Consider the following 19926-nt stretch of genomic DNA (forward strand, 5'->3'; position numbering starts at 1 on the left):
GTTAAAATTTCAAGGTATTGTAGTCACAGTGCGTGCTCACGCGCAGGCGCTGGGCTTCGCGCTGGGCAGAGGCCATGTCGGGGTAGTCAGCGGCAGTGAGGCGGAACAGCCGGCTGCCAAAGGGCGGCAGAATGATGTGCGAGGCGTGGCCACTTTTGGCCAGCAGCTTGCGCCCCTGCTCGGCACCGGCCAAGCTGCGGTAAGCCCCAGCGATGACGTAGAAACGACCCGTGCGGCTTTTAATTGTAACGGCGCTGGCTGTGGCGGCCGGGGCTTTGGCCCGAACAGGGGCCACGGCCGGCGCTACCGGTGCGGCGGCGGCAACCGCAGGAGCCGAATTGACAATTTCTTTGGGTGCGGCCGGAGCTGCTTCAGTTACTGCGGGTGCAGCGGTGGTTACGGCTTTCGGGGTTTCCTTTTTAAGTGGCAGGCTGGCCGGGGCGATGCTGTCGCTTACCATTTCCGGCACTGGCTGCGCGGTGGTATTTTCTACCGGCGTCATGCCTTCCGCGGGGCTGGTGCTGCTGTTGGCGGTGGTGCTGTAATCCTGCTGGCTCAGCGTGGCCTGCTGGGGCTCGGTGATAACTGGAGTGATATTGCCGGATTGGCGCTGCGCCCACTCCCACTGCGGCATGGCAGCCTGCCAGCTCACGGGCAGGTAGCCGGTTTTCAGCGCGACCTGATAGTTGGCCAGCAGCAACAGGCTTGCGGCCACGGCAATGATGCTGGCCGGCAGCAGCCGCGCCAGGGTGGAACGACGGGCTCCACCGCTGCGCAGGATGGGCTGCGCGCTTTTGACGCGTGCATCGGCCACGCGCACGGGGCGGGCGGCCAGCTCCGGCAAGCCAAAAGCGGCGGCCAGTAAATTATCGGTGCCGGTATATTCGAATGCGAGACCCCGGCCGGCGGCACGGCGGAAAATACCAATGCCAGGCAACTCGGTCCGGTTGGTTTCGTCGAGCTCCTGCTGGAGGCCGGCCACGGCGGTGCGCACGGCTTCACGGGCTTGCGCAATAGAGAGACCCAGGTGCTGGCTCAGGGCATCGACGAGCAGGCCGTCGTTGCGGGTCAGGGCTTGGTTAAAGGCCACCAGTTTGGTGGGCGGACTCAGGGCTTGGCGGCCGGGTTGCGCGCGAGCCGACGACACATCGGCCACCAATCCCCCGAAGTCCGGAATAATCACGCAATCGTGGTCACGGAGCAAGGGGCGGATGTGGTCGGCGAGGTGCATATGCGGGACTTGGGAATTCTGAGACGTGGGCACCCGGCCTTCTCAAGTATTGAGAAAGTTGAATATCCAAAATCAGAAGCGCCAACCCGAGGCAGGCCTGCTTCAATTCCTAACATCCAAGTTCCCAAGACCCTAAGACCTCAAGTTCCCTATCAAAAGGTGTAAGTAGCTCCGCCCAATACGTTAATACCTTTCACGGGATAGCCGTAGAAACGCTGGTACTGCCGATTGGCGAGGTTATTACCCATTGCAAAGATGGATATTTTTGGCGTAATGCGGTAATCGGCGCGCAGATTCAGGTCGATAATCGGGTCGGAGGCGCGGTAATAATCGGCTACCCGGGCGGCTCCGGCGGTGGTAGCCGGCCGGTAGCTGATGCCGTAGCTGGCCGCGAAGAAGTAGCCTTCCACACCTAACATCAGCTTGTCGAAAACATTGTAGGTACCGAACACCGAGCCCTGGAATTCGGGGCGATGAAACGGCAGCGGCAGGTTTTTGAGGGCATACTTATTATAGTCGAGGCGGGTTCCGAGGCGGAATTTTTCAGCCGCATTATACAGCAACTCGCCGTGGATGTTCAGCACGCCGGTGGCGTTCTGGTCATACACGAGGTCGAACTTGGTGGGGTCGATGGGATTGTTGAGGTAGAAGTACAGGTTGCGGTCGCGGGCGTAGGTGGCCTTCACGTTGAACTCCAAGCCTCGGGCGGGCGTGGACGTGAAGCCGGCGTAAACCGTGGGGCCACGGTGGGTATCGGCCACGTTCAGGCCACGGTTCAGCCAGGGGTTTTCGGTGCTGAGGTCGTAGCGGGTCACGCGTTGCAGGGCCCCACCGAGGCCGGCGTACACCATGAATTTCTCAGGCTCAATGGTGTAGCCCAGGCGCACGGCGGGGTATATCACGCCCTTGCTCACATTGGTGGTGGTGTCGGACGAATAGCCCAGCGTGGCTCCCACCGTGAAGGCGATGTTGTTGCGCAGAAACTCATACGCCGGCGTGGCCTGCACGAAAGTGCGTGTGCGGCTGGTTTGCAGCGGGCTGGGCGTTTTGAGGGAAGGCGCAGCTTGGTCCTTATCCGAAATAAAGGAGGCATCGGCGGCCACCGTGAGGCGGCTCGATTCACCCAGGGCGTAGCCGACTTTGGCATTCAGGCGCACGTCGTTTTCAGAAGCGGCGAAATTATCGGCCCAGTAGCGGTAGCCAATGCCGGCATCGTAGGTCAGCTGCTGCTCGGGGTCGCGGTTGTGGGCATAGGCTTTTACGGCGAAGCGGTTGAAGGTCTGCTTGATATCGCCGGACTCCGGTGCTACTACTGGGCTGCCGTTGGCGGCTTTCTCATAGCCGTAGAAGTTGTAGCGCTCCCGGCCAAAATCCAGCGTGGCCCCAAAGGCCCCGGTGCCCCGGTAAAGCTCGCCCATAAGGTGAGCGCTGGTTTCCGACATCCGGGAATTCTTGCCGTCCACCGGTCCCTGGATGGAGCTTACGTGTTTGATATCCAGCCCGTAGGCGTGGTCGGTATTGCGGGTGCTGTGGAAATAGCCGCGCCCGTAAAACGTACCGTAGTTGCCGATGGCCGCCTTTACGAAGTTGCCGGTGAGCGGCGTGGGCTCCTCGGCCCGGATGGTGAGCACCTTCACCGAGGGCGTGAGGCGGTCGGCGGGCAGACGGAAATCGGGGAAGGTGTAGGCCACCTTACGCTCGACTTTGGGCGGGGCGGGCAGCTTGATTTTATCGTAGTTGCGGGTGGCTTCGGGCAGTTGGTTCACCCGCTCCTTCACAATCTCAATCTCGGCCTCCTCAATATTGCCCTTGTACTTGCCTTTAGTGGGTTGGGCCTGCGCGGTGGCAGCAGGTGCCACGCCGCCCACGAGCACGGCCGCCAGGGCCAGGCCAGTGGCCAGCTTAGCGCCAGCAGGGTTAGCAGAACGGCTTTTATCTATCGTCAAACGCTTCATCAGCAAATGGTTTTCTTTGGAAAAATCGCGCCGTTCCTAGCGCTGAGTGGTATCGGCCGGGGCCGTGGTGGTGCCGCGCAGGTTGGTGCGGGGGGCCGGAGCCTTGCCTTTGGTGGGCGTGGTGGCCGGTTTGGCGGGAGTACCGGTTGGGGCAGCCGGAGCTTTGGTCGGAGTGGGCGTTTTAGCCGGGACCTTGGTTGGCGCTTTCACCGGCGCTTTGGTGGGCGGTGCGGTTTCCTCGGGCTGGTCGGCCCCCAACGTTTTGAGGCGCTTCTTGGCAGTTTCCAGGACTTCCGGCACTGGGAAGTTGTTGTCGATGAGTGAATTCAGCGTGCCGCGTGCCTGGAAGTTGTCGCCTTCCGAGGCGTAGATGTCGGCAATCAGCAGGAAGGCGCGGCCCAGCCACAGCGAGTAGCTGCTGAAATCGGAGTTTACTTTAAGCGCTGCGGCTTTGGCCTCCTCGTTCTTTTTCTGTTTGAACAGGGTTTCGGCTAGGTAATACTGCGCTTCGGCCCCGTTGATGTCGTTGGGCGCGGCCGTGACGGCGGTAGCCAGCTCGGTTGCGGCTTGGTCGTAGCTCTCGGCGCGCAGACTGGCCTTGCCTAAGTAGAGCAGGGCGGCATTGGTGGCGTTGGCGGTGGCTCCGGCCTGGGCGCGTAGCTCCTCGGCTACGCGGCGGGTGCCGGGGTAATCGCCGCTCTCGTACAGGCTGCGCATCTGGCCGAGGGTGGCGTTGGCCACTTCGCGGCGGTTGGTGCTGGCCCCGCGCAGGCGCTCGTAGAGCTTGGCGGCTTCGGTGTAGTTCTTGTTTTCGAATTCGAGGTCGGCGAGGCGGCCCACGGCGCGGTTCACGAACTCGCTTTTGCCCTCCGTCACCACGGCGCGCAGGCGGGTCAGGCCCTGCTGCTTGTCGCCGGTTTTCAGGTACGAATCAGCCAAGAAGAACCGGGCATCAGCTCCGAGGGCGGACTCCGGGTACTGCTTCAAGTAGGACTCCAGACGTAGGATTGCAGGCTGGTATTTCTCAGCCAGATACAACGACTTCGCGGCTTCAAACTCCACGCTTTCGGTGGCCTTGCTGGCAGGATTATTGGCTTTAAAAGCCGCCAGCGCCGCATCGAATTCCTCTGTGCGGCCCAGTGCCGTCAGGCTTTCCTGCAGGTTATAGAGCGCCTGCGAGGCGGCTTCGCTGCGCGGGTAGCTGGTGAGCACCTGCTGGAAATCGGCCACGGCCTTGTCCTGCTGCTCCAAGTTGGCATAGGCCACGCCGCGCTTCTGCAGCGCCTGCGGAATCAGGGGGCTGGTGGGCCGGCCTTCAATCAGGCGCGTGAAGCCCGCCACGGCCGGCTGGTACTCGCCGGCCTCAAACGAAAGCTGCGCCTGCTGAAACACGGCATCCTCCGCGTAGCGCGAATTGGGGCTGGCTTTGAGCAGTGCGGCCAGCGTGCTGGTGGCTTCCTCGCGGCGGCCCATCAGGCCCAGCGTGCGGCCTTTTTGGTAGTAGGCGTAGTCCTTATCGGCGGCGTTGGCCTTGATGACTTTGTCGTACTGGTCAAGGGCCTGCTGGTAGCTTTTCGATACGTAGTTAATATCACCCAGCCGCAGGGTTGCATCGTAGTAGTTCGGGTCCGAAGGCTTAGCGTCGGTATCGTTTAGGAAGGCGGTGAACTGCGGGCGGGCCTTGTCGTACTGCTTGGTGTTGTAATAGGCATAGCCCAGGCCGTAGCGGGCCTTTTGCTCAAAATCAGCTTCTTCAGGGCTCACGCCGCCCTGCCGGGCCGAGCGGGCCGCCGCCGCATACGCTGTAATGGCATCGGGGTACTGCTGGCCCACGCTGAAAATCTCGCCCCGCAGCACCTGCGCCGCCGCCCGCAGACCATCATCGGACGGGAATTTCAACGACTTATCCAGCAGCGGCAGCGCCTGGGCGTAGTTGCCGTTGTTGTACAGCAACGCAGCCTGCGAATAGGCCACGCGCTGGTAGGTGGCATCCAGCTTTTCGCTGCGGTCGTCGATGCCTTCGAGGTAGGTAATAGCCTGGTTGTAGTCGGTAGACGCTAAGAAGCTGTTGCCCAACAGGTCGTCAACTACGGGCTGGTTTTTCGAGCGCGGGAATTTCTTGCGGAAGTCGCGCAGCACGTTGATGACCTCGGGCAAATTGCCCAGCTCGTACTGCACCTGGCCCAGCTTGAGGGTGGCGTTTTCGGCAATGGCCTTGTCGAAGGTGCTTTGGCGGGCTGCCTCGAAAGCCGTTACGGCCTGGGGTTTCTGGTTGGCCTGCACGTAGCTCAGGCCAAGGTGGTAGGCGGCGTTCTGGCCCAATGAATCGCGGCGCACGGCCACGTTCTTCAGGTTGGCGATGGCCCCCTTGAAGTCACCCATCTTGTAGTTGGCGAAACCAATCTTGTACTGCAGCGCCGGCTCAATCCGGTTCTGGTGCACGGCGGCGTACTTATCGAAGTACTCGGCGGCCTCTTTGTATTGCTGCTTCTGGTAGTACGCATCGCCCACCAGCAGCTGAATTTCGTCGGAATTCTGGGGCGGCGGCGTGTTTTGCAGCGCCTTGGTGGCGTAGCCAATCAGCCCGTCGTAGTTGCCCTCCTTGTAGTAAATCTGGGTTACGATGGCGGGCACCACCGGCTTGTAGGCGTCGTTCTGCTCGGCCACGCCGAGGTCGGCGCGGGCGGCGGCATAGTCGCCGGCGCGGTAGCCGAGGTAGCCGGCGTAGTACGAGCTGGCGTACTTGTACTGGCTTTGCACCTGCTTGTTGCGGTCGAACAGCAGACGGGCTTTTTCGTAATCCTTTTGCTCGAAGTAGCTGTAGCCGAGCTTGAAATCGGACTCGGCTCGCTGGTCGTTGCTCAGGTTGTCGGGTGCTACTTTGGTGAAGTAGCGGATGGCCGCCTCGTAGTTTTTCTGGTCGAAGTAGAACTTGCCCAGCTCGAAATAGGCGGCGGCGGCCTGCGGATGGGCCGGGTGTTTGGCCGCGAAATCCAAGATGAGGCCCTCGGCATCGGGGTGCGAGAGGTAGAGGCCGCTCACGGCGTAGTAGTACTCGGCATCGGCGGTGCGGTCGCCGGCGGCGGGTCCGGCCTGGCTGCTGTGCACCGGCTCAATGGCCAGAAACTGCCGAAAGGCCTCTTGGGCCGCGCCGTACTGGCCGCGGTCAAACAACTCCAACCCTTCCTGAAAGTGCCGCTCATCGGAGGCGAAAACCTGGGTTTGCTGGGCCTGGGCTGCCATGGGTGCCGCGGCACTCAGAGTGGCGGCCAGCGCCAGCCGGGGAAATAGCTTCATGTAAATACCTGTCGTGGAGGGGCCGCACCGGGCCCGAGAACTCGCCAAAAGTAGCGATAAATGCCCGTAGGTTGCCCAGCCAACGCGGAAATGCGGGTTTCATTGCCAGCGGCACCGGCCCGACTTGGCTTCGCATCTACTTCAGCAGTGAGATAAACGGGCGCTGATTCCCGTTCATGTAAGCAAACAAAAGCCCCGTCAGCTACTGCCAACGGGGCTCAAACCATCCATGCGTTAGACGCAGGCTTATTTTGGCGTGATGCCGGGCACATTCAGGTTTCCGCTTTTATAGCGCTTGTACAGGTAAGCGGCGCCGGCGGCCAGCAATGCGCCGCCTACCAGTTTGCGTGACGGCGAAGCACCCGTCCGCTGCGTACCATCTTCATTGGTTTTGTTGCCGCCGAACAGGCCGGCAATCAGGCCCCCGAGGGTGCCACTAGGTTGGTTATCGCTCATGAGTGAAATCGAATTAAGGTGAAATACTCCCTTATTACGACCAGAGCCCGCCTGGCGTTACCCCAGCACGCCGGCCGGCACGTTGTGCAGAATCAGCCACACCAGCTCCCGCAAAATCTCGGCATCGTCCATCGAACCGCTTTCGATGCCCTTGCTCTGTGCATCGGCCCGCCGGATGTTGTGGATGAGGCCCACCACCCGCTCGGCCGGGTACACGCGCATGGCCTGCTGGTATTCTTTTTGGGCGAAGCTGTTCATGATGCCCAGGCTCTTGAACACGCCATCCGATGGGTTCGCGCCGGCCTGGTGCAGGACCAGCAGCTTGGTGAAGAAGTTAAACAGCAGCGTCAGGTTTGGGATGAGCGGGTTGGCCTTGGGGTTGGCGGCAAAGTAGGCCAGAATGCGGTTGGCCTTGAGCACGTCGCGCTGCACCAGCGCCTTTTGCAGCTCGAAAATGTTGTAGTCCTTGCTGATGCCCACCAGCCGCTGCACCAGCTCCTCATCAATGGGCTGGCCGGGCTTCAGGTTCAGCACCAGCTTGTCTACTTCATTCGCCAGCCGGCCCAAATCGGCCCCGATGTACTCGGCCAGCATGGCCGTAGCCTGTCCTGTAATTTGCTGGCCGCGCGCCCGCACGTTGGCCGTGAGCCACTGCGGCACTTGGTTGTCGTAGAGCTTCTTGCTGGTCATGAGCACCACCGGCGAGTCTTTCCCAGAAAGCAGCTTACCCAGCTTCTTGCGGCTATCCAGCGTCTTGTGCTTGTAGCAAAACACTAGCACGGTGCTGGGCAGCGGGTTTTTCAGGTAAGCCTCCAGGAAAGGCCAGCTCCGCTCCTGCTCCAAATCGGCAACAGTCTGGGCTTCTTTCACGATGACGACCGAACGCTCCGCCATCATCGGAAACCGCTTGGCCTGGCCCAGAATGGCCGTCACGTCCACGTCCTTGCCATACACCACCACTTGGTTGAAGCTGCGCTCGTGCTCCGCCAGCACGGTTTTTTCAATCAAATCGGCCACTACATCGATGTAGTACGGCTCCTCGCCCTGCAAAAAATACACGGGCTGAAACTGGCGCTGCTGGAGCTGCTTAAGTATCGCGTCGGCTTCGAGAATGGGCACAGCGGGAGGGCTAGGGTATTTTGAAACGGCGGGACAAGGCGGCCCCACTGCAAAATTAGGGCTTGCCTGTGCCCGCCCCTACCTTTGCGCCTCTTTATTATCGGCGGCGGACCGGGAACTCAACTCCCCCGAAGTCCGCGCCCCAGTACCCAAGTACGTATGTCCCTGATTGAAGAACTCACCTGGCGCGGCATGTTCCACGACGCCATGCCCGGCACTGCCGAACACCTCGCCACCAACGCGCCCATCACCGGCTACATCGGCTTCGACCCCACGGCGGCCTCGCTGCACATCGGCAACCTGGCTACCATTATGCTGCTGGTGCACTTGCAGCGCGCCGGCCACCGCCCCGTGGCCCTCGTAGGTGGCGCTACCGGCATGATTGGCGACCCCAGCGGCAAATCGGCCGAGCGCAACCTGCTCGACGAAGCCACCCTGCGCCACAACCAGGCCGGCATTCAGGCCCAGCTGGAGAAATTTCTGGACTTCAGCGAAGGCCCCACCGGCGCGCTGGTCGTGAATAATTATGACTGGTTCAAGGAAATCGGCTTCCTGGGCTTTCTGCGCGAAGTGGGCAAGCACCTCACCGTAAACTACATGATGGCCAAGGATTCGGTGAAGCGCCGCATCGGCGGCGAGGAGGGTAATGATAGCAGCGGCATCAGCTACACCGAGTTCAGCTACCAGCTGCTGCAGGGCTACGACTTCGTACACCTCAACAAAACGCTGAACTGCACCCTGCAAATGGGCGCCAGCGACCAGTGGGGCAACATCACGACCGGCACCGAGCTCATCCGCCGCCTTGCCAATGCCGAAGACCGCGAAGCCAAAGCCTACGCCCTCACCGGCCAGCTCATCACCAAAGCCGACGGCACCAAGTACGGCAAGTCCGAAACCGGCACCGTCTGGCTCGACCCTGCCCTCACCTCGCCCTACCAGTTTTACCAGTTTTTCCTGAACTCGGCCGATGCCGACGCCCCGCGCCTTATCCGCGTGTTCACGCTGCTGAGCGAGCCGGAAATCCTGGCCATTGAAGCCGAGCACGCCTTAAATCCGGGCCTGAAAACGCTGCAAAAAGCCTTAGCCAAAGACGTGACTATTCGCGTGCATTCCGAAGCTGCTTTTGAAGCTGCTTTAGCCGCATCTCAGGTACTTTTTGGTGGCGGCGACTTTCTTGCCCTCGATGAGGCAACTCTGTTGGATGTATTTGCTGGAGAAATTCATGTGCGAGTGCCCCTTGCAGATGCGGCCGATATGAATGTAGCTGTACTTCTCAGCGAGGCCACCGACAAACAGATTCTGCCATCCCGTGGCGAAGTACGAAAGCTCATTCAATCCAACGGCATCAGCATCAACCGCGAAAAAGTGGCTTCGCCAGAAGTAGCGGTATCTGACTTAGCGCTGCTTCACAACAAGTATCTTGTGGTGAAGAAAGGCAAGAAACATTACCTGATTGAGTTCGTCTAGTCGCGTTTGCTTAGCCAAGCTGCACAATAAAAAAGGCCCTACCAATCGGTAGGGCCTTTTTTGTCGTCCACAGAATCCGCGAAATCCGAAGAATCCGAGCGAATCCGTGGTATGGATTACTTCTTCTTAGCAGGAGCAGCTTTTTTAGCAGCCGGAGCAGCAGCCTTCTTAGCAGCGGGAGCGGCTTTCTTAGCAGCGGGAGCAGCCGTGGCAGCACCAGCGTTTTTGGTGTTCTGCACTTCGGTGCGGAACGCCTGGGCCATCGTTTTCAGCTCCTGCATGCCTTTGCGCACGCGGGTGCCAGCAGCAGCGTTCTGCTTGTCGTAGAATTTCGAGAAATCGTCTTCGAGCGACATCACGAGGTCCTTCAGTTTGCCAAAATTGTTCATTGGAAGTTGGGGTTGGGGGTGAAAAATGAGTTTGTGGTGGTGTTAATCCGGCCCTAATATACAGGGATTTCAAATGCAAGCAAGTTTTTCACTTTTTTTTAAAAACCCCTCTCCGGCTTTCAGAGGCAGATTTCGCCAAAAAAAAGGCCATTTGCGCAAAATGCGCAAATGGCCAACCCATTAGAATAGTCCAAAAACAAAAACGCGGGCCGCCTTCTCAGGCAGCCCGCGTCAGCACTTGGCGAGGCAGTTTTAAACCGCCTCCGGAATCGCAGTCGTGCGGCTGTAGAGGCCCTTTTTGAGCTTCTCGGCCACGGCGGTAAACGCCACAATCGTTTCCTCTACATCGGCAAGCGTGTGGGAGGCCGTGGGGATGATGCGCAGCATAATCACGCCTTTCGGCACCACCGGATACACCACAATAGAGCAGAAAATACCGTGATTCTCACGCAAATCCAGCGTTACCTGCGTTGCATCGGCCACTGTGCCCTCCAGCAGCACGGGCGTTACGCACGAGGTAGTGGTACCCAGATTGAAGCCTTTTTCGCGCAGGCCGCTCTGCATGGCGCGCACAATCGTCCAGAGATTTTCCTTAAGCTGCGGTTGGGTGCGCAGCAACTCCAACCGCTTTAGCGCGCCCACTACGAGGGGCATGGGCAGCGATTTGGCGAAAATCTGGCTGCGCATGTTGTAACGCAAATAGTCAATTACGCTTTCGGGCCCGGCCACGAATGCGCCGATGCTCGCCATGCTCTTAGCAAAGGTCGAAAAATAAAGGTCGATACCGTCCTGCACGCCCTGTTCTTCGCCCGTTCCGGCTCCTTTGGCGCCCATCGTGCCAAAGCCATGAGCATCGTCAACGAACAGACGGAAGTCGTACTTTTCCTTCAGTGCCACCACACCGCGCAGGTCACCCTGGTTGCCCGACATACCGAAAACGCCCTCGGTAATGACGAGGATGCCGCCGCCGGTTTCGTCGGTCAGGCGCTTGGCGCGCTCCAGCTGCTTTTCGAGGCTGGCCATGTTGTTGTGGTTATACACAAACCGCTTGCCGGCGTGCAGGCGCACCCCGTCGATGATGCAGGCGTGCGACTCGGCGTCGTACACAATCACGTCGTGGCGGTTCACCAGCGCGTCGATGATGGACACCACGCCCTGGTAGCCGAAATTGAGCAACGTGGCGGTGGGTTTCATCACCATTTCGGCCAGCTCGTCTTCCAGCTGCTCGTGCAGGGTGGAGTTGCCGCTCATCATGCGTGCGCCCATGGGCAGGGCCATGCCGTAATCGGCGGCAGCGTCGGCGTCGGCTTTGCGCACCTCGGGGTGGTTGGCCAGGCCGAGGTAGTTATTCAGGCTCCAGGTGAGCACTTCTTTGCCCCGGAAAATCATGCGGGGCTTGATTTCACCTTCCAGCTTGGGGAAAGCAAAGTAGCCGTGCGCGTAGCTTGAATGCGAACCCAGAGGCCCGCGGTTGGCCGAAACCCGGTCAAAAATATCCACTGAAAAAACGGTATAGGGTGAGAAAAGAGCGGAAGAACAGCCGCTTTGGGAATTGCTATTGACTTTACAACCCAAAACAGGGCTATCCACAAAGGTAGCCACCGCGTCGCGGATGTACATAATTTGGGCTAATCAACCGGGGAATGGCCCAAGGGTTTGCCGATGGGCTGTGGTTTCGCAGTTTCTTTGTGGGCGCTTTGTGCAGAATAGCACAAACCCGGCCGTCATACAGCGCGCTGCATGACGGTCCTTCTCCCAGAAATCCCTCCTGCGCCTCACTCCCACCCACATGAAAAAAATCTCCAAGCTGCTCGTCGCCAACCGGGGCGAAATTGCTTTGCGCGTGCTGCGCTCCGCGAAGGAAATGGGCATTGCCACCGTGGCCATCTACTCCGAAGCCGACCGTAACGCCTTGCACGTGCGCTACGCTGATGAAGCCGTGTGCGTAGGCCCGCCCGCCTCAAAAGACAGCTACCTGCGCGGCGACAAGATTCTCGAAGTCTGCAAAGAGTTGGGCGTTGATGCCATTCACCCCGGTTACGGTTTCCTTTCCGAGAATGCTGGTTTTGCCCGCGCCGTGCGTGAGGCGGGGCTGATTTTCGTGGGTCCGAGCCCCGAGGCAATGGAAATCATGGGCGACAAGCTCTCGGCCAAGCAGGCCGTGAAGGCTTACAACATTCCGCTGGTGCCCGGTACCGATGAAGCTATTTCCGACGTAGCCGCCGCAAAGGTGATTGCGCATGAAGTGGGCTTTCCGATTCTGATTAAGGCCTCGGCCGGCGGCGGCGGCAAGGGCATGCGCATTGTTAATAATGCCGACGAGTTTGAGGAGCAAATGCAGCTGGCCATTAATGAGGCGGTATCGGCCTTTGGCGATGGCGCGGTTTTCATTGAGAAGTTCGTGACTGGCCCGCGCCACATCGAGATTCAGGTGCTGGGCGACGAGCATGGCAACATCGTGCATCTGTTCGAGCGCGAGTGCAGCATCCAGCGCCGCCATCAGAAGGTGATTGAGGAAGCGCCCTCCTCGGTGCTCACGCCCGAGCTGCGCGCCCAAATGGGCCAGTGCGCCGTGGACGTGGCCCGTGCCTGCGACTACACCGGCGCCGGCACAGTGGAATTTCTCCTCGACGACAAGCACAATTTCTACTTCCTGGAGATGAATACCCGCCTCCAGGTGGAGCACCCTGTGACGGAACAAATCACCGGCCTCGACCTGGTGAAGGAGCAGATAAAAGTGGCCCAGGGCGAGCCCCTCGCCTTCTCACAAGCCGACCTCACCATCACCGGTCACGCCCTGGAGCTGCGCGTGTACGCCGAAGACCCGCAAAACAATTTCCTCCCGGATATCGGAACGCTGACCACCTACGTGCGCCCCCAAGGCCCCGGCGTGCGCGTGGACGACGGCTTCGAGCAGGGAATGGACATTCCGATTTACTACGACCCGATGATTGCCAAGCTGGTCACCTTCGGGGCCGACCGCGCCGAGGCCATTGCCCGCATGCTACGCGCCATCGAGGAGTATCAAATCACGGGCATCGAAACTACGCTGGGCTTCGGCCGCTACGTGCTCACGCACCCCGCCTTCGTGAGTGGCAACTTCGATACGAACTTCATCCGCGACCATTTCACGCCCACCACCCTCGCCCCCGCCGCGCCGGACGAGGCCACGGCCAAAATAGCCGCCGCGCTGGGTGCCATGCTCCTTAGCGACAAGAAACCCAAAGCCGCTGCCGCAACTGGCGAAACTGGTGGCACAGACGCATCGGGCTGGCGGCGGAACCGATTGGGCGTGCGGTAATGCCCTCAACTTTAACAGAAAAGAGAAGCCTGGCTGATGCCAGGCTTCCCTTTTTTAGTGCGCCTACATCTTCGTTAATCTGTCACCATTAATAGTATCCCAAAAGCATTTGCACGCTTCAGATTCGCTGGCAAAGATTTTCAAATTAGATTTCTGCCCCCTCTCGCTGTAATAAATTTCCCATCCACGAGCTGTTTTGCCAATGGTGTAAGTCTCATTCAGTAAGCCACCGCTTAGGTGCCAGCCGCGAAACTTTCCTGTTACTAGTGCTTCTTCTAACGTTTTTAAATCCATTTATCGTCTGATTAAGGGAGTTTAAGTAACTGCGTTTTTTATTGCTCCTTAATTCGCGGGTCAAACTCAAAATCCTCCCAGCCCACGATGCGAATTTGCGCGAAATCCGGGTGGCGGGTGTTGAGCACGTAGTTGTGCTCGTGGGCGATGATGGAGGATGGCACCCGCAGGATGGCGGCGGTTTGGCGCTGGTACCAGGCGGTGCCCAGGGGCTGGCAACGGGCGTAGTGGCGCGGTAGCTGCCACTCGGGCGGCATCTGGGCCAGGGTTAGCTCTTCGATGGGCAGGGCGTCGGGCACGTCGATGCGGATGACTTTGAAGAGGCTGTTGAGGCCTTCGCCGCTGCGGTGCACCACGTTTTCGAGGCAGGCCAGGGCGCGGCTGCCGGCGGCGTAGATGACCAGCTGGCCGCGCAGATTCCAGCGGCCGGGGTTGCCGGAGGCGACTAATTCACCGGCGTATTTGGCCAGGCAGATGCGGTAGATTTCCACTTATTGAACGTCAGCAGAGCGCAGCGAAGCATCTCGCGTGCAGCATTAATCAGTCGTAGTAGTTAGTGGCGGCACGCGAGATGCTTCGCTGCGCTCTGCATGACGTTCTTATCTTAAAAGAAATTAAGCCAAGTCACCGTGGGCAATGCGGTCGACTTCATCGGCCACGAGGTCGATGCCACCGCTGGTTTCGAGCAGGGCCAGCGGGGGCTGGTTATCGAGGCCGTAGGCGGGCTTATCGAGCCAGCGGCGGAAGGCCGGGAGCGAGCCGAATACTTCCTCGCCCTGACTAGCCAAGGCCAGTAGTTTCAGGATTTGCTCGCTGGCGGCGGGGCCGAGGCGCTTTTTGCCTTCGCGGTAGGCGCGCAGGGTTTTGGTGGTGGTGTGCAGGAGGTCGGCCAACTCGTCGGCGGTGAGCTTGAGGAGGGCGGCCACGTCGAAGGCGGTTTTGGCGGGGATGCCGGTGCGGGCTTCCATCACGAGGGCGAAGGAATCGGCGACGGTGGCTTGCAGGCCCAGCAGAGCGGGCGAGTAAACTGCGGCGGGAGGTGTGGCGGTGGCAGTCATGGGTATGGGAGTTAATTCTTACCCAAATATGGGAAATATTTCCCTAATAACGGAGAAATATTTCCCTTTGTTCCATTGGCACGTTGGCAGAGTACAGGAGCGAATATCGGCTACCTCTGTTACCAGTAGGCCAGGGCCACGTATGCCTACCGTATTTCCTACGTCACTACCGATGATTTTTCAGAAACAGCTGCGACTGCCGGCCATGTACCGGGGCTTCCACCTCATCACTGATTACGTACTTCAGGAGCTGCCCCAGCTGGCGCGGGTGCGGGCCGGCCTGCTGCATGTTTTTATCCAGCACACCTCGGCCAGCCTGTGCATCAACGAAAATGCCGACCCCACGGTGCGCCACGATTTCGAGCAGTTTTTTAACCGCACGGCACCCGAAAATGCCCCCTACTTCCACCACAAATCCGAAGGCCCCGACGACATGCCGGCCCACCTGAAAGCCGCCATGCTGGGCAGCAGCGTCAGCATCCCGGTCACGAACGGCCGGCTGGCCCTAGGTACCTGGCAGGGCATCTACCTGGGCGAGCACCGCGACCACGGCGGCCGGCGCTCGCTGGTGCTCACGCTGATGGGCGAGTGATTAAGAAAACGTATTGTAGCATCAGGGAAATAAGCGCGGGTGCTGAAATGAGAAACCGCCCCGGTCGCAAGCGCGGCCGGGGTAGTTTCTCATTTGTCATGTTATGAGGACAATAGTTTACCTGCCTCGGCTCCGCGCAGGCAAACTATTTTTCCTACTGAACTACCAACTTACTTTCTTCGAAGGTTCTACGTTGGCTATTTTTATGAAATTAAAAACGTTAATACCGTTTTTGTCGCCAGCATGCTTCACCCCCTCCGCGCCTATCTCCAACGCTTCGTGCCCACCCTTAGCGATGCCGAGTGGGCCCCGCTGGCGGCGGCATTGAGGCCGTGCCACCTGGTCCGGGGGGCGCACTTTGTGGAGGCCGGGCAGCGGCGGCCCGAGCTAGCCCTGCTGCTACACGGAGCCTGCCGCCTCTACTATCCACGGCCCGATGGCGAGGAGCGCACCACCTACTTCTTCTTCGAAAACCACCTGCTGGGCGACTACCCCGGCTGCCTCACTGGCCAGCCCAGCCAGCTCAGCATCCAGGCGCTGACGGACTGCGAGTTGGTGGTGTTCGACTACGCGGTGCTGCGGCGACTCTACAACGAGTGGCCGGTGTACGAGCGGTTCGGCCGGCTCGTGGCCGAGTACCACCTCCTGGGCACCGATGCCCGGCTGGTCGAGCAGCTGCTCCTCTCGCCCGAAGAGCGGTACCTGGCCCTGCTGCGCAGCGGCAAAACGAAGATTCTGGAGCGTATTCCGCAGCACTTGGTGGCCAACTATCTGGGCATAACGCCGGTATCGCTAAGCCGCATCCGGGCGCGGGTGACACGGGGAAGCAGCAGGAAGTAACGGGCAAGTGGTGAAATGTGCGTGGTGGGCATGACGGCTTTTTTGTCCGGATGGCCCAAGACCAGCCTGCATTTCTTAGCTTTTGTTAACGAGAATGGGCATGGGGCCGTCGGAATTTTGGGTCATCATTCACCCAACCCTTTTGCCCCATGAAAAACCTGCTGAAAACCGAAGAACTGGCCGAAATGCTGCTGGCCGTGGTGGTATTCACCCAGTTGCCGTATGCCTGGTGGGTGCTGCCCGCCACGTTTCTGCTGCCCGACCTGAGTATGCTGGGCTACCTGGCCGGCCCCCGGGTGGGCACTGCCAGCTACAACCTGTTTCACCACAAGGCGCTGGCCGTAGCCGTGGGCTTGGCCGGTTGGGCACTGGGGCAGCCACTGCTGCTCCTGGCGGGCACCGTGCTGTTCTTCCACAGCGCCTTCGACCGGATGCTGGGCTACGGCCTGAAGTACGTCACCGGCTTTAAGGATACGCACCTGGGGCAGATTGGGCGGGCGTAGGTTCGCGCCAATACGACGGCAAATGCTCACAAAACTGCTGGCACGGCCCTGTTTTTAGCTGGTGCCCTCTACCCCGCGTACGCCCGCTCCCCATCCACCTGCCGCACCAGAAACATGGCGGCCAGGGTATCGAGCAGGGACTGAATTTTTCTCCTGCTCACAAAGTAAAGGAGGCCGCCACGCTCGTATGTGGCGGCCTCCAAGAGTATTCTCAGGCCGGGGGCAGTTATCGTTTCAGAAGCTGTCAGCGGAAGCTTTGGCGGCCTGACTCCGGCCCATAGAGGCCGTTGCAATGGCCGGATATTACAGCAAGTCGCTCACCTCGCGTACTCCTACCGGCCGGGCCACAGTGAAGCCTTCGCCAAACTCGACCCCGATGATGTGGCCAAACTCCCGCGCCCGCGCCTCCATAAACCGGCTAAAGGCCTGGCTCGACAGGTAGGTTTGCGGGGCGTCCAAATCGGGGTTGAAGAACTGGGTTTTGAAGGCCTGAATAGCCTCCCACTTCTTCTCCCAGTACGGCGTAATATCCACCACAAAAGCGGGCGGCAGCTGCCGGTCCTGGATGTAGTGGTACACGTTTTTAGGCCGCCAGGCTTCCTGCGGCAGGCCGTCGTCGCCGATGGTTTCAATCATGCGCAGCCCGGCCAGAAAACAGGCATCAATGGCCAACTGGGCGGCGCGGCCGTGGTCGGGGTGCCGGTCATCAATGGCGTTGGCCAGCACCACTTCGGGCCGGTAGCGGCGAATGGCGGCAATAAGCGGCAACTGGTGCTCCCGGTCGTTGCGAAAGAAACCATCAGCCATGCCCAGGTTTTCGCGGATATCGATACCCAGGATTTTATTCGCCGCCGCCGCTTCTTCCGCCCGAATGGCGGGTGTGCCGCGCGTGCCCAGCTCGCCCCGCGTGAAGTCGACGATACCAACTTTTTTACCGGCCGCCATACTGGCCAGCAGCGTGCCGGTGCAGGACATTTCTACATCATCGGGATGGGCACCGAGGGCCAAGATATCAAGCTTCATGGGGAAATTTTGGTACTTAATGAAATAAAGAACGTCATGCAGAGCGCAGCGAAGCATCTTGCCCGCTGCCACTAACTCGTATTTATTGAATTAGTGGTGGCGGTAAAGATGCTTCGCTGCGCTCTGCATGACGGTTGGGTTGGTAGTAGAGCGGCTTATTTAATCCGCAGCTTTTTGCCCGGCTGCAAAGTGCGCACCCCCGGGTTCAGCTTTTTCAGGGTGCTTACCCGCACGCCATACCGCTCGGCCACTTCCGACATGGTATCGCCGGAGCGCACCTTGTGCGTGACAACTTGCCTAGCCCGCGAAGGCGAACCACTGCTGCGACTCCCGCTACTCCGGTGCCCGAGGGCGCGGCTGTAGTAGTTGAACAGCGCTGAAGTAATAGTAAAATTGTCCTTGCGCAGCTTGTAGCCGGGGAAATCATACATCAGCACCGGGTTGATGGGGTTGCCTTGGTAGCGCACTTCAAAGTGCAGGTGCGAGCCCGTGCTGCGCCCCGTGCTGCCACCGTAACCGATGAGCTGGCCCGCTTTCACGAAGGTGCCCACGGTTACCAACGCCTTGCTTAGGTGGCCGTACACTGTTTCGAGGCCATTGTAGTGGCGCACCAGAATGTAGTTGCCGTAGCCGCCGCCGTCCCAGGCCTGAATGCGTACCACGCCGTCGAACACGGTTTTCACTGAGTCGCCGGTTTCCAAATCCAGGTCCATGCCGTAGTGCCAGCGGTAGCCCCGGAAAGCGAAGCCCGAGGTGATGGGCGTGGTCAGGAGCGGCATTTTGGCGTAGCGCTGCCGGGGCGGGTCTGTGAGGTGTAGCTTCAGCGAGTCGCGGTAGCTGCGGCCGTCGACGCGGTAGGGGTTCACGCGGTGCGTGTCCCAGATGGAATAATAGCCCGCCACCTTCACCCACGACGAATCAATCAATACTTCCTCCGACATCTCCACGATTTCCTGACCGCCCTCGTTCAGCGTCGTGGTGTCTTCGCTCACGATACTGAGCTTTTTGGCCGGATTGAAATAGATGGATTTCGCGGCGTCCGAGTTGTCGTCGGGTATTTCCTCGGTTTCAATAACCGTGGTAGTGTCCGGCCGCACGTAGCGCATCCGGGGCGTTTTGATGCGGAAGAAATCCGACTTGCCGGTCGTGCTGCCGGCTTTAGCCTTGGTGCGCGGGGCCTTGCGGCGTTGCGCCTGGGCCGGACTCAGCCCAACCAGCAGCCAGAGCAGCGCCAGCAACAGTAGCACCGGGCGCCAGAATGTTGTTTTCAGGATAGTCAAAAGCAAATAAATTAACAGATTGTCTCCGCACATCATGCTGAGCATTCTGCTTGGCGCGCAGAATACTCGGCATGACGCTTAAAAGACAAATTTAGTGTATGCCCATGGCAGCCAAATACCGTTCCGCATCCAGCGCGGCCATGCAGCCGGTGCCGGCGGCCGTCACGGCCTGGCGGTAGGTGTAGTCCTGCACATCGCCGCAGGCAAACACGCCGTCGATATTCGTCTTACTGGTGCCGGGAATCGTTTTCAGATACCCCTGCTCGTCGTGGTGCAGGTAGGGCTGGAAAATCTTGGAATTCGGCTCGTGCCCAATGGCCACGAAAAAGCCCGTCAGCGCGATTTCGCGGGTTTCGTGGGTCAGCACGTTTTTCACGCGCACGCCTTCCACCGCATGCTCACCCAGAATCTCATCCGTTACCGTATCGAACAGTACCTCAATCTTGGGGTTGTCCAGCACGCGCTGCTGCATGATTTTCGAGGCTTTCATCTCGCTCTTGCGCACAATCATAGTCACCTTGCTACACAGGTTGGCAAGGTAGGTCGCCTCCTCAGCCGCAGTGTCGCCCGCGCCCACAATGGCCACTTCCTGCCCACGATAGAAGAATCCATCGCACACGGCGCAAGCCGAAACACCCGAACCGTTCAGCTTGGCTTCCGACGGAATACCCAGCCACTTGGCCGAAGCCCCGGTGGCAATAATCACGGAATCGGCCGTCAACTCGATGGTTTCGTCAATCGTGATTTTGCGCGGATGCACGGAGAAATCAACCGCCGTGGCAATACCATAGCGAATATCGGTGCCGAAACGGGTAGCCTGCTTTTTCAGGTCTTCCATCATCTCCGGGCCCATAATTCCGTCCGGGTAGCCGGGGAAATTCTCAACGTCGTTGGTAATCGTCAACTGGCCACCGGGCTGCAGACCCATGTACATCACGGGCGCCATGTTGGCGCGAGCAGCGTAAATAGCAGCAGTATAACCAGCTGGGCCAGAGCCGATAATCAGGCATTTAATGTGTTCCATTGCGTAGCGCACGCTTGAGCTTGCGCGTTTTAAGGTCAGTGTAAAATTGCGCAGGCAAAAGCATGCGCTACAAAAAACCCCAACCTTACAGCCGGGG

17 protein-coding genes and 1 pseudogene are annotated in these 19926 nt (G+C 59.6%); 5 read left to right on the forward strand and 13 right to left on the reverse strand.

The window, feature by feature from the left end:
* Nucleotide 1 precedes the first annotated feature (1 nt).
* The 5 genes from ACYU70_RS03675 to holA all read right to left on the reverse strand — a co-directional run bounded on the left by ACYU70_RS03675 (nt 2) and on the right by holA (nt 8058).
* Nucleotides 2–1231, reverse strand: coding sequence for an HU domain-containing protein (locus ACYU70_RS03675; RefSeq protein WP_460615887.1), 1230 nt, complete (start codon nt 1229–1231; stop codon nt 2–4).
* Between the two features lie 152 nt (nt 1232–1383).
* Complete coding sequence (locus ACYU70_RS03680; protein ID WP_460615888.1) at nt 1384–3186, reverse strand: TonB-dependent receptor; 1803 nt, start codon at nt 3184–3186, stop codon at nt 1384–1386.
* Nucleotides 3187–3222: 36 nt separating this feature from the next.
* Nucleotides 3223–6483 carry a tetratricopeptide repeat protein gene (locus ACYU70_RS03685; RefSeq protein ID WP_460615889.1) on the reverse strand — a complete coding sequence of 1087 codons (3261 nt, stop codon included), beginning with the start codon at nt 6481–6483 and terminating at the stop codon, nt 3223–3225.
* Nucleotides 6484–6729: 246 nt separating this feature from the next.
* Nucleotides 6730–6939 (reverse strand): hypothetical protein, encoded by a 210-nt coding sequence (locus ACYU70_RS03690; RefSeq protein WP_460615890.1) that lies wholly within the window; start codon nt 6937–6939, stop codon nt 6730–6732.
* 57 nt (nt 6940–6996) lie between these two features.
* Nucleotides 6997–8058 (reverse strand): DNA polymerase III subunit delta, encoded by a 1062-nt coding sequence (gene holA / locus ACYU70_RS03695; RefSeq protein WP_460615891.1) that lies wholly within the window; start codon nt 8056–8058, stop codon nt 6997–6999.
* Nucleotides 8059–8217: 159 nt separating this feature from the next.
* On the opposite strand from holA, the gene tyrS reads away from it, so the two are divergent.
* Nucleotides 8218–9525 (forward strand): tyrosine--tRNA ligase, encoded by a 1308-nt coding sequence (tyrS, locus tag ACYU70_RS03700; protein WP_460615892.1) that lies wholly within the window; start codon nt 8218–8220, stop codon nt 9523–9525.
* Between the two features lie 218 nt (nt 9526–9743).
* Here tyrS and ACYU70_RS03705 read toward each other — a convergent pair.
* Together ACYU70_RS03705 and ACYU70_RS03710 are read right to left on the reverse strand one after the other, a co-directional pair.
* Nucleotides 9744–9914: pseudogene (locus ACYU70_RS03705) on the reverse strand (histone H1); the annotation flags it as partial.
* A 252-nt stretch (nt 9915–10166) separates the two neighbouring features.
* Nucleotides 10167–11414 (reverse strand): aminotransferase class I/II-fold pyridoxal phosphate-dependent enzyme, encoded by a 1248-nt coding sequence (locus tag ACYU70_RS03710; RefSeq protein ID WP_342301037.1) that lies wholly within the window; start codon nt 11412–11414, stop codon nt 10167–10169.
* 289 nt (nt 11415–11703) lie between these two features.
* On the opposite strand from ACYU70_RS03710, the gene accC reads away from it, so the two are divergent.
* Nucleotides 11704–13215 carry an acetyl-CoA carboxylase biotin carboxylase subunit gene (accC, locus tag ACYU70_RS03715; RefSeq protein WP_342301035.1) on the forward strand — a complete coding sequence of 504 codons (1512 nt, stop codon included), beginning with the start codon at nt 11704–11706 and terminating at the stop codon, nt 13213–13215.
* Between the two features lie 63 nt (nt 13216–13278).
* Here the strand turns inward: accC and ACYU70_RS03720 are convergent, their stop codons facing one another.
* The 3 genes from ACYU70_RS03720 to parS form a co-directional block, all read right to left on the reverse strand.
* Nucleotides 13279–13509 carry a hypothetical protein gene (locus ACYU70_RS03720; protein WP_342301034.1) on the reverse strand — a complete coding sequence of 77 codons (231 nt, stop codon included), beginning with the start codon at nt 13507–13509 and terminating at the stop codon, nt 13279–13281.
* A gap of 38 nt (nt 13510–13547) precedes the next feature.
* Nucleotides 13548–14000: an RES family NAD+ phosphorylase gene (locus ACYU70_RS03725; RefSeq protein WP_342301033.1), complete on the reverse strand. Its 453-nt coding sequence runs from the start codon at nt 13998–14000 to the stop codon at nt 13548–13550.
* Between the two features lie 123 nt (nt 14001–14123).
* A complete protein-coding gene (gene parS, locus ACYU70_RS03730; protein ID WP_342301032.1) occupies nt 14124–14567 on the reverse strand; it encodes a type II RES/Xre toxin-antitoxin system antitoxin in 444 nt (147 codons plus the stop codon).
* 172 nt (nt 14568–14739) lie between these two features.
* On the opposite strand from parS, the gene ACYU70_RS03735 reads away from it, so the two are divergent.
* The 3 genes from ACYU70_RS03735 (at nt 14740) to ACYU70_RS03745 (ending at nt 16502) form a co-directional block, all read left to right on the forward strand.
* Nucleotides 14740–15159: a secondary thiamine-phosphate synthase enzyme YjbQ gene (locus tag ACYU70_RS03735; protein WP_342301030.1), complete on the forward strand. Its 420-nt coding sequence runs from the start codon at nt 14740–14742 to the stop codon at nt 15157–15159.
* A gap of 243 nt (nt 15160–15402) precedes the next feature.
* Nucleotides 15403–15999: a Crp/Fnr family transcriptional regulator gene (locus ACYU70_RS03740; RefSeq protein ID WP_342301028.1), complete on the forward strand. Its 597-nt coding sequence runs from the start codon at nt 15403–15405 to the stop codon at nt 15997–15999.
* A 149-nt stretch (nt 16000–16148) separates the two neighbouring features.
* Nucleotides 16149–16502 (forward strand): DUF4260 domain-containing protein, encoded by a 354-nt coding sequence (locus ACYU70_RS03745; RefSeq protein WP_342301026.1) that lies wholly within the window; start codon nt 16149–16151, stop codon nt 16500–16502.
* 303 nt (nt 16503–16805) lie between these two features.
* Here ACYU70_RS03745 and bshB1 read toward each other — a convergent pair whose 3' ends face one another.
* The 3 genes from bshB1 to trxB all read right to left on the reverse strand — a co-directional run bounded on the left by bshB1 (nt 16806) and on the right by trxB (nt 19829).
* Nucleotides 16806–17525 (reverse strand): bacillithiol biosynthesis deacetylase BshB1, encoded by a 720-nt coding sequence (bshB1, locus tag ACYU70_RS03750; RefSeq protein WP_342301024.1) that lies wholly within the window; start codon nt 17523–17525, stop codon nt 16806–16808.
* Nucleotides 17526–17680: 155 nt separating this feature from the next.
* Nucleotides 17681–18805 (reverse strand): M23 family metallopeptidase, encoded by a 1125-nt coding sequence (locus tag ACYU70_RS03755; RefSeq protein WP_342301022.1) that lies wholly within the window; start codon nt 18803–18805, stop codon nt 17681–17683.
* 91 nt (nt 18806–18896) lie between these two features.
* Entirely contained in the window at nt 18897–19829 is a 933-nt protein-coding gene (gene trxB, locus ACYU70_RS03760) for a thioredoxin-disulfide reductase (protein WP_342301019.1), read from the reverse strand.
* Nucleotides 19830–19926: the final 97 nt, after the last annotated feature.

The organism is Hymenobacter segetis, assembly GCF_054776495.1.

Coding starts and splice junctions, on each gene's coding strand:
- ACYU70_RS03675 (WP_460615887.1), bottom strand. CDS start 1,231: ATGCACCTCGCCGACCACATCCGCCCCTTGCTCCGTGACCACGATTGC.
- ACYU70_RS03745 (WP_342301026.1), top strand. CDS start 16,149: ATGAAAAACCTGCTGAAAACCGAAGAACTGGCCGAAATGCTGCTGGCC.
- accC (WP_342301035.1), top strand. CDS start 11,704: ATGAAAAAAATCTCCAAGCTGCTCGTCGCCAACCGGGGCGAAATTGCT.
- trxB (WP_342301019.1), bottom strand. CDS start 19,829: ATGGAACACATTAAATGCCTGATTATCGGCTCTGGCCCAGCTGGTTAT.
- ACYU70_RS03690 (WP_460615890.1), bottom strand. CDS start 6,939: ATGAGCGATAACCAACCTAGTGGCACCCTCGGGGGCCTGATTGCCGGC.
- ACYU70_RS03740 (WP_342301028.1), top strand. CDS start 15,403: ATGCTTCACCCCCTCCGCGCCTATCTCCAACGCTTCGTGCCCACCCTT.
- ACYU70_RS03735 (WP_342301030.1), top strand. CDS start 14,740: ATGATTTTTCAGAAACAGCTGCGACTGCCGGCCATGTACCGGGGCTTC.
- ACYU70_RS03685 (WP_460615889.1), bottom strand. CDS start 6,483: ATGAAGCTATTTCCCCGGCTGGCGCTGGCCGCCACTCTGAGTGCCGCG.
- bshB1 (WP_342301024.1), bottom strand. CDS start 17,525: ATGAAGCTTGATATCTTGGCCCTCGGTGCCCATCCCGATGATGTAGAA.
- parS (WP_342301032.1), bottom strand. CDS start 14,567: ATGACTGCCACCGCCACACCTCCCGCCGCAGTTTACTCGCCCGCTCTG.
- ACYU70_RS03680 (WP_460615888.1), bottom strand. CDS start 3,186: ATGAAGCGTTTGACGATAGATAAAAGCCGTTCTGCTAACCCTGCTGGC.
- ACYU70_RS03720 (WP_342301034.1), bottom strand. CDS start 13,509: ATGGATTTAAAAACGTTAGAAGAAGCACTAGTAACAGGAAAGTTTCGC.
- tyrS (WP_460615892.1), top strand. CDS start 8,218: ATGTCCCTGATTGAAGAACTCACCTGGCGCGGCATGTTCCACGACGCC.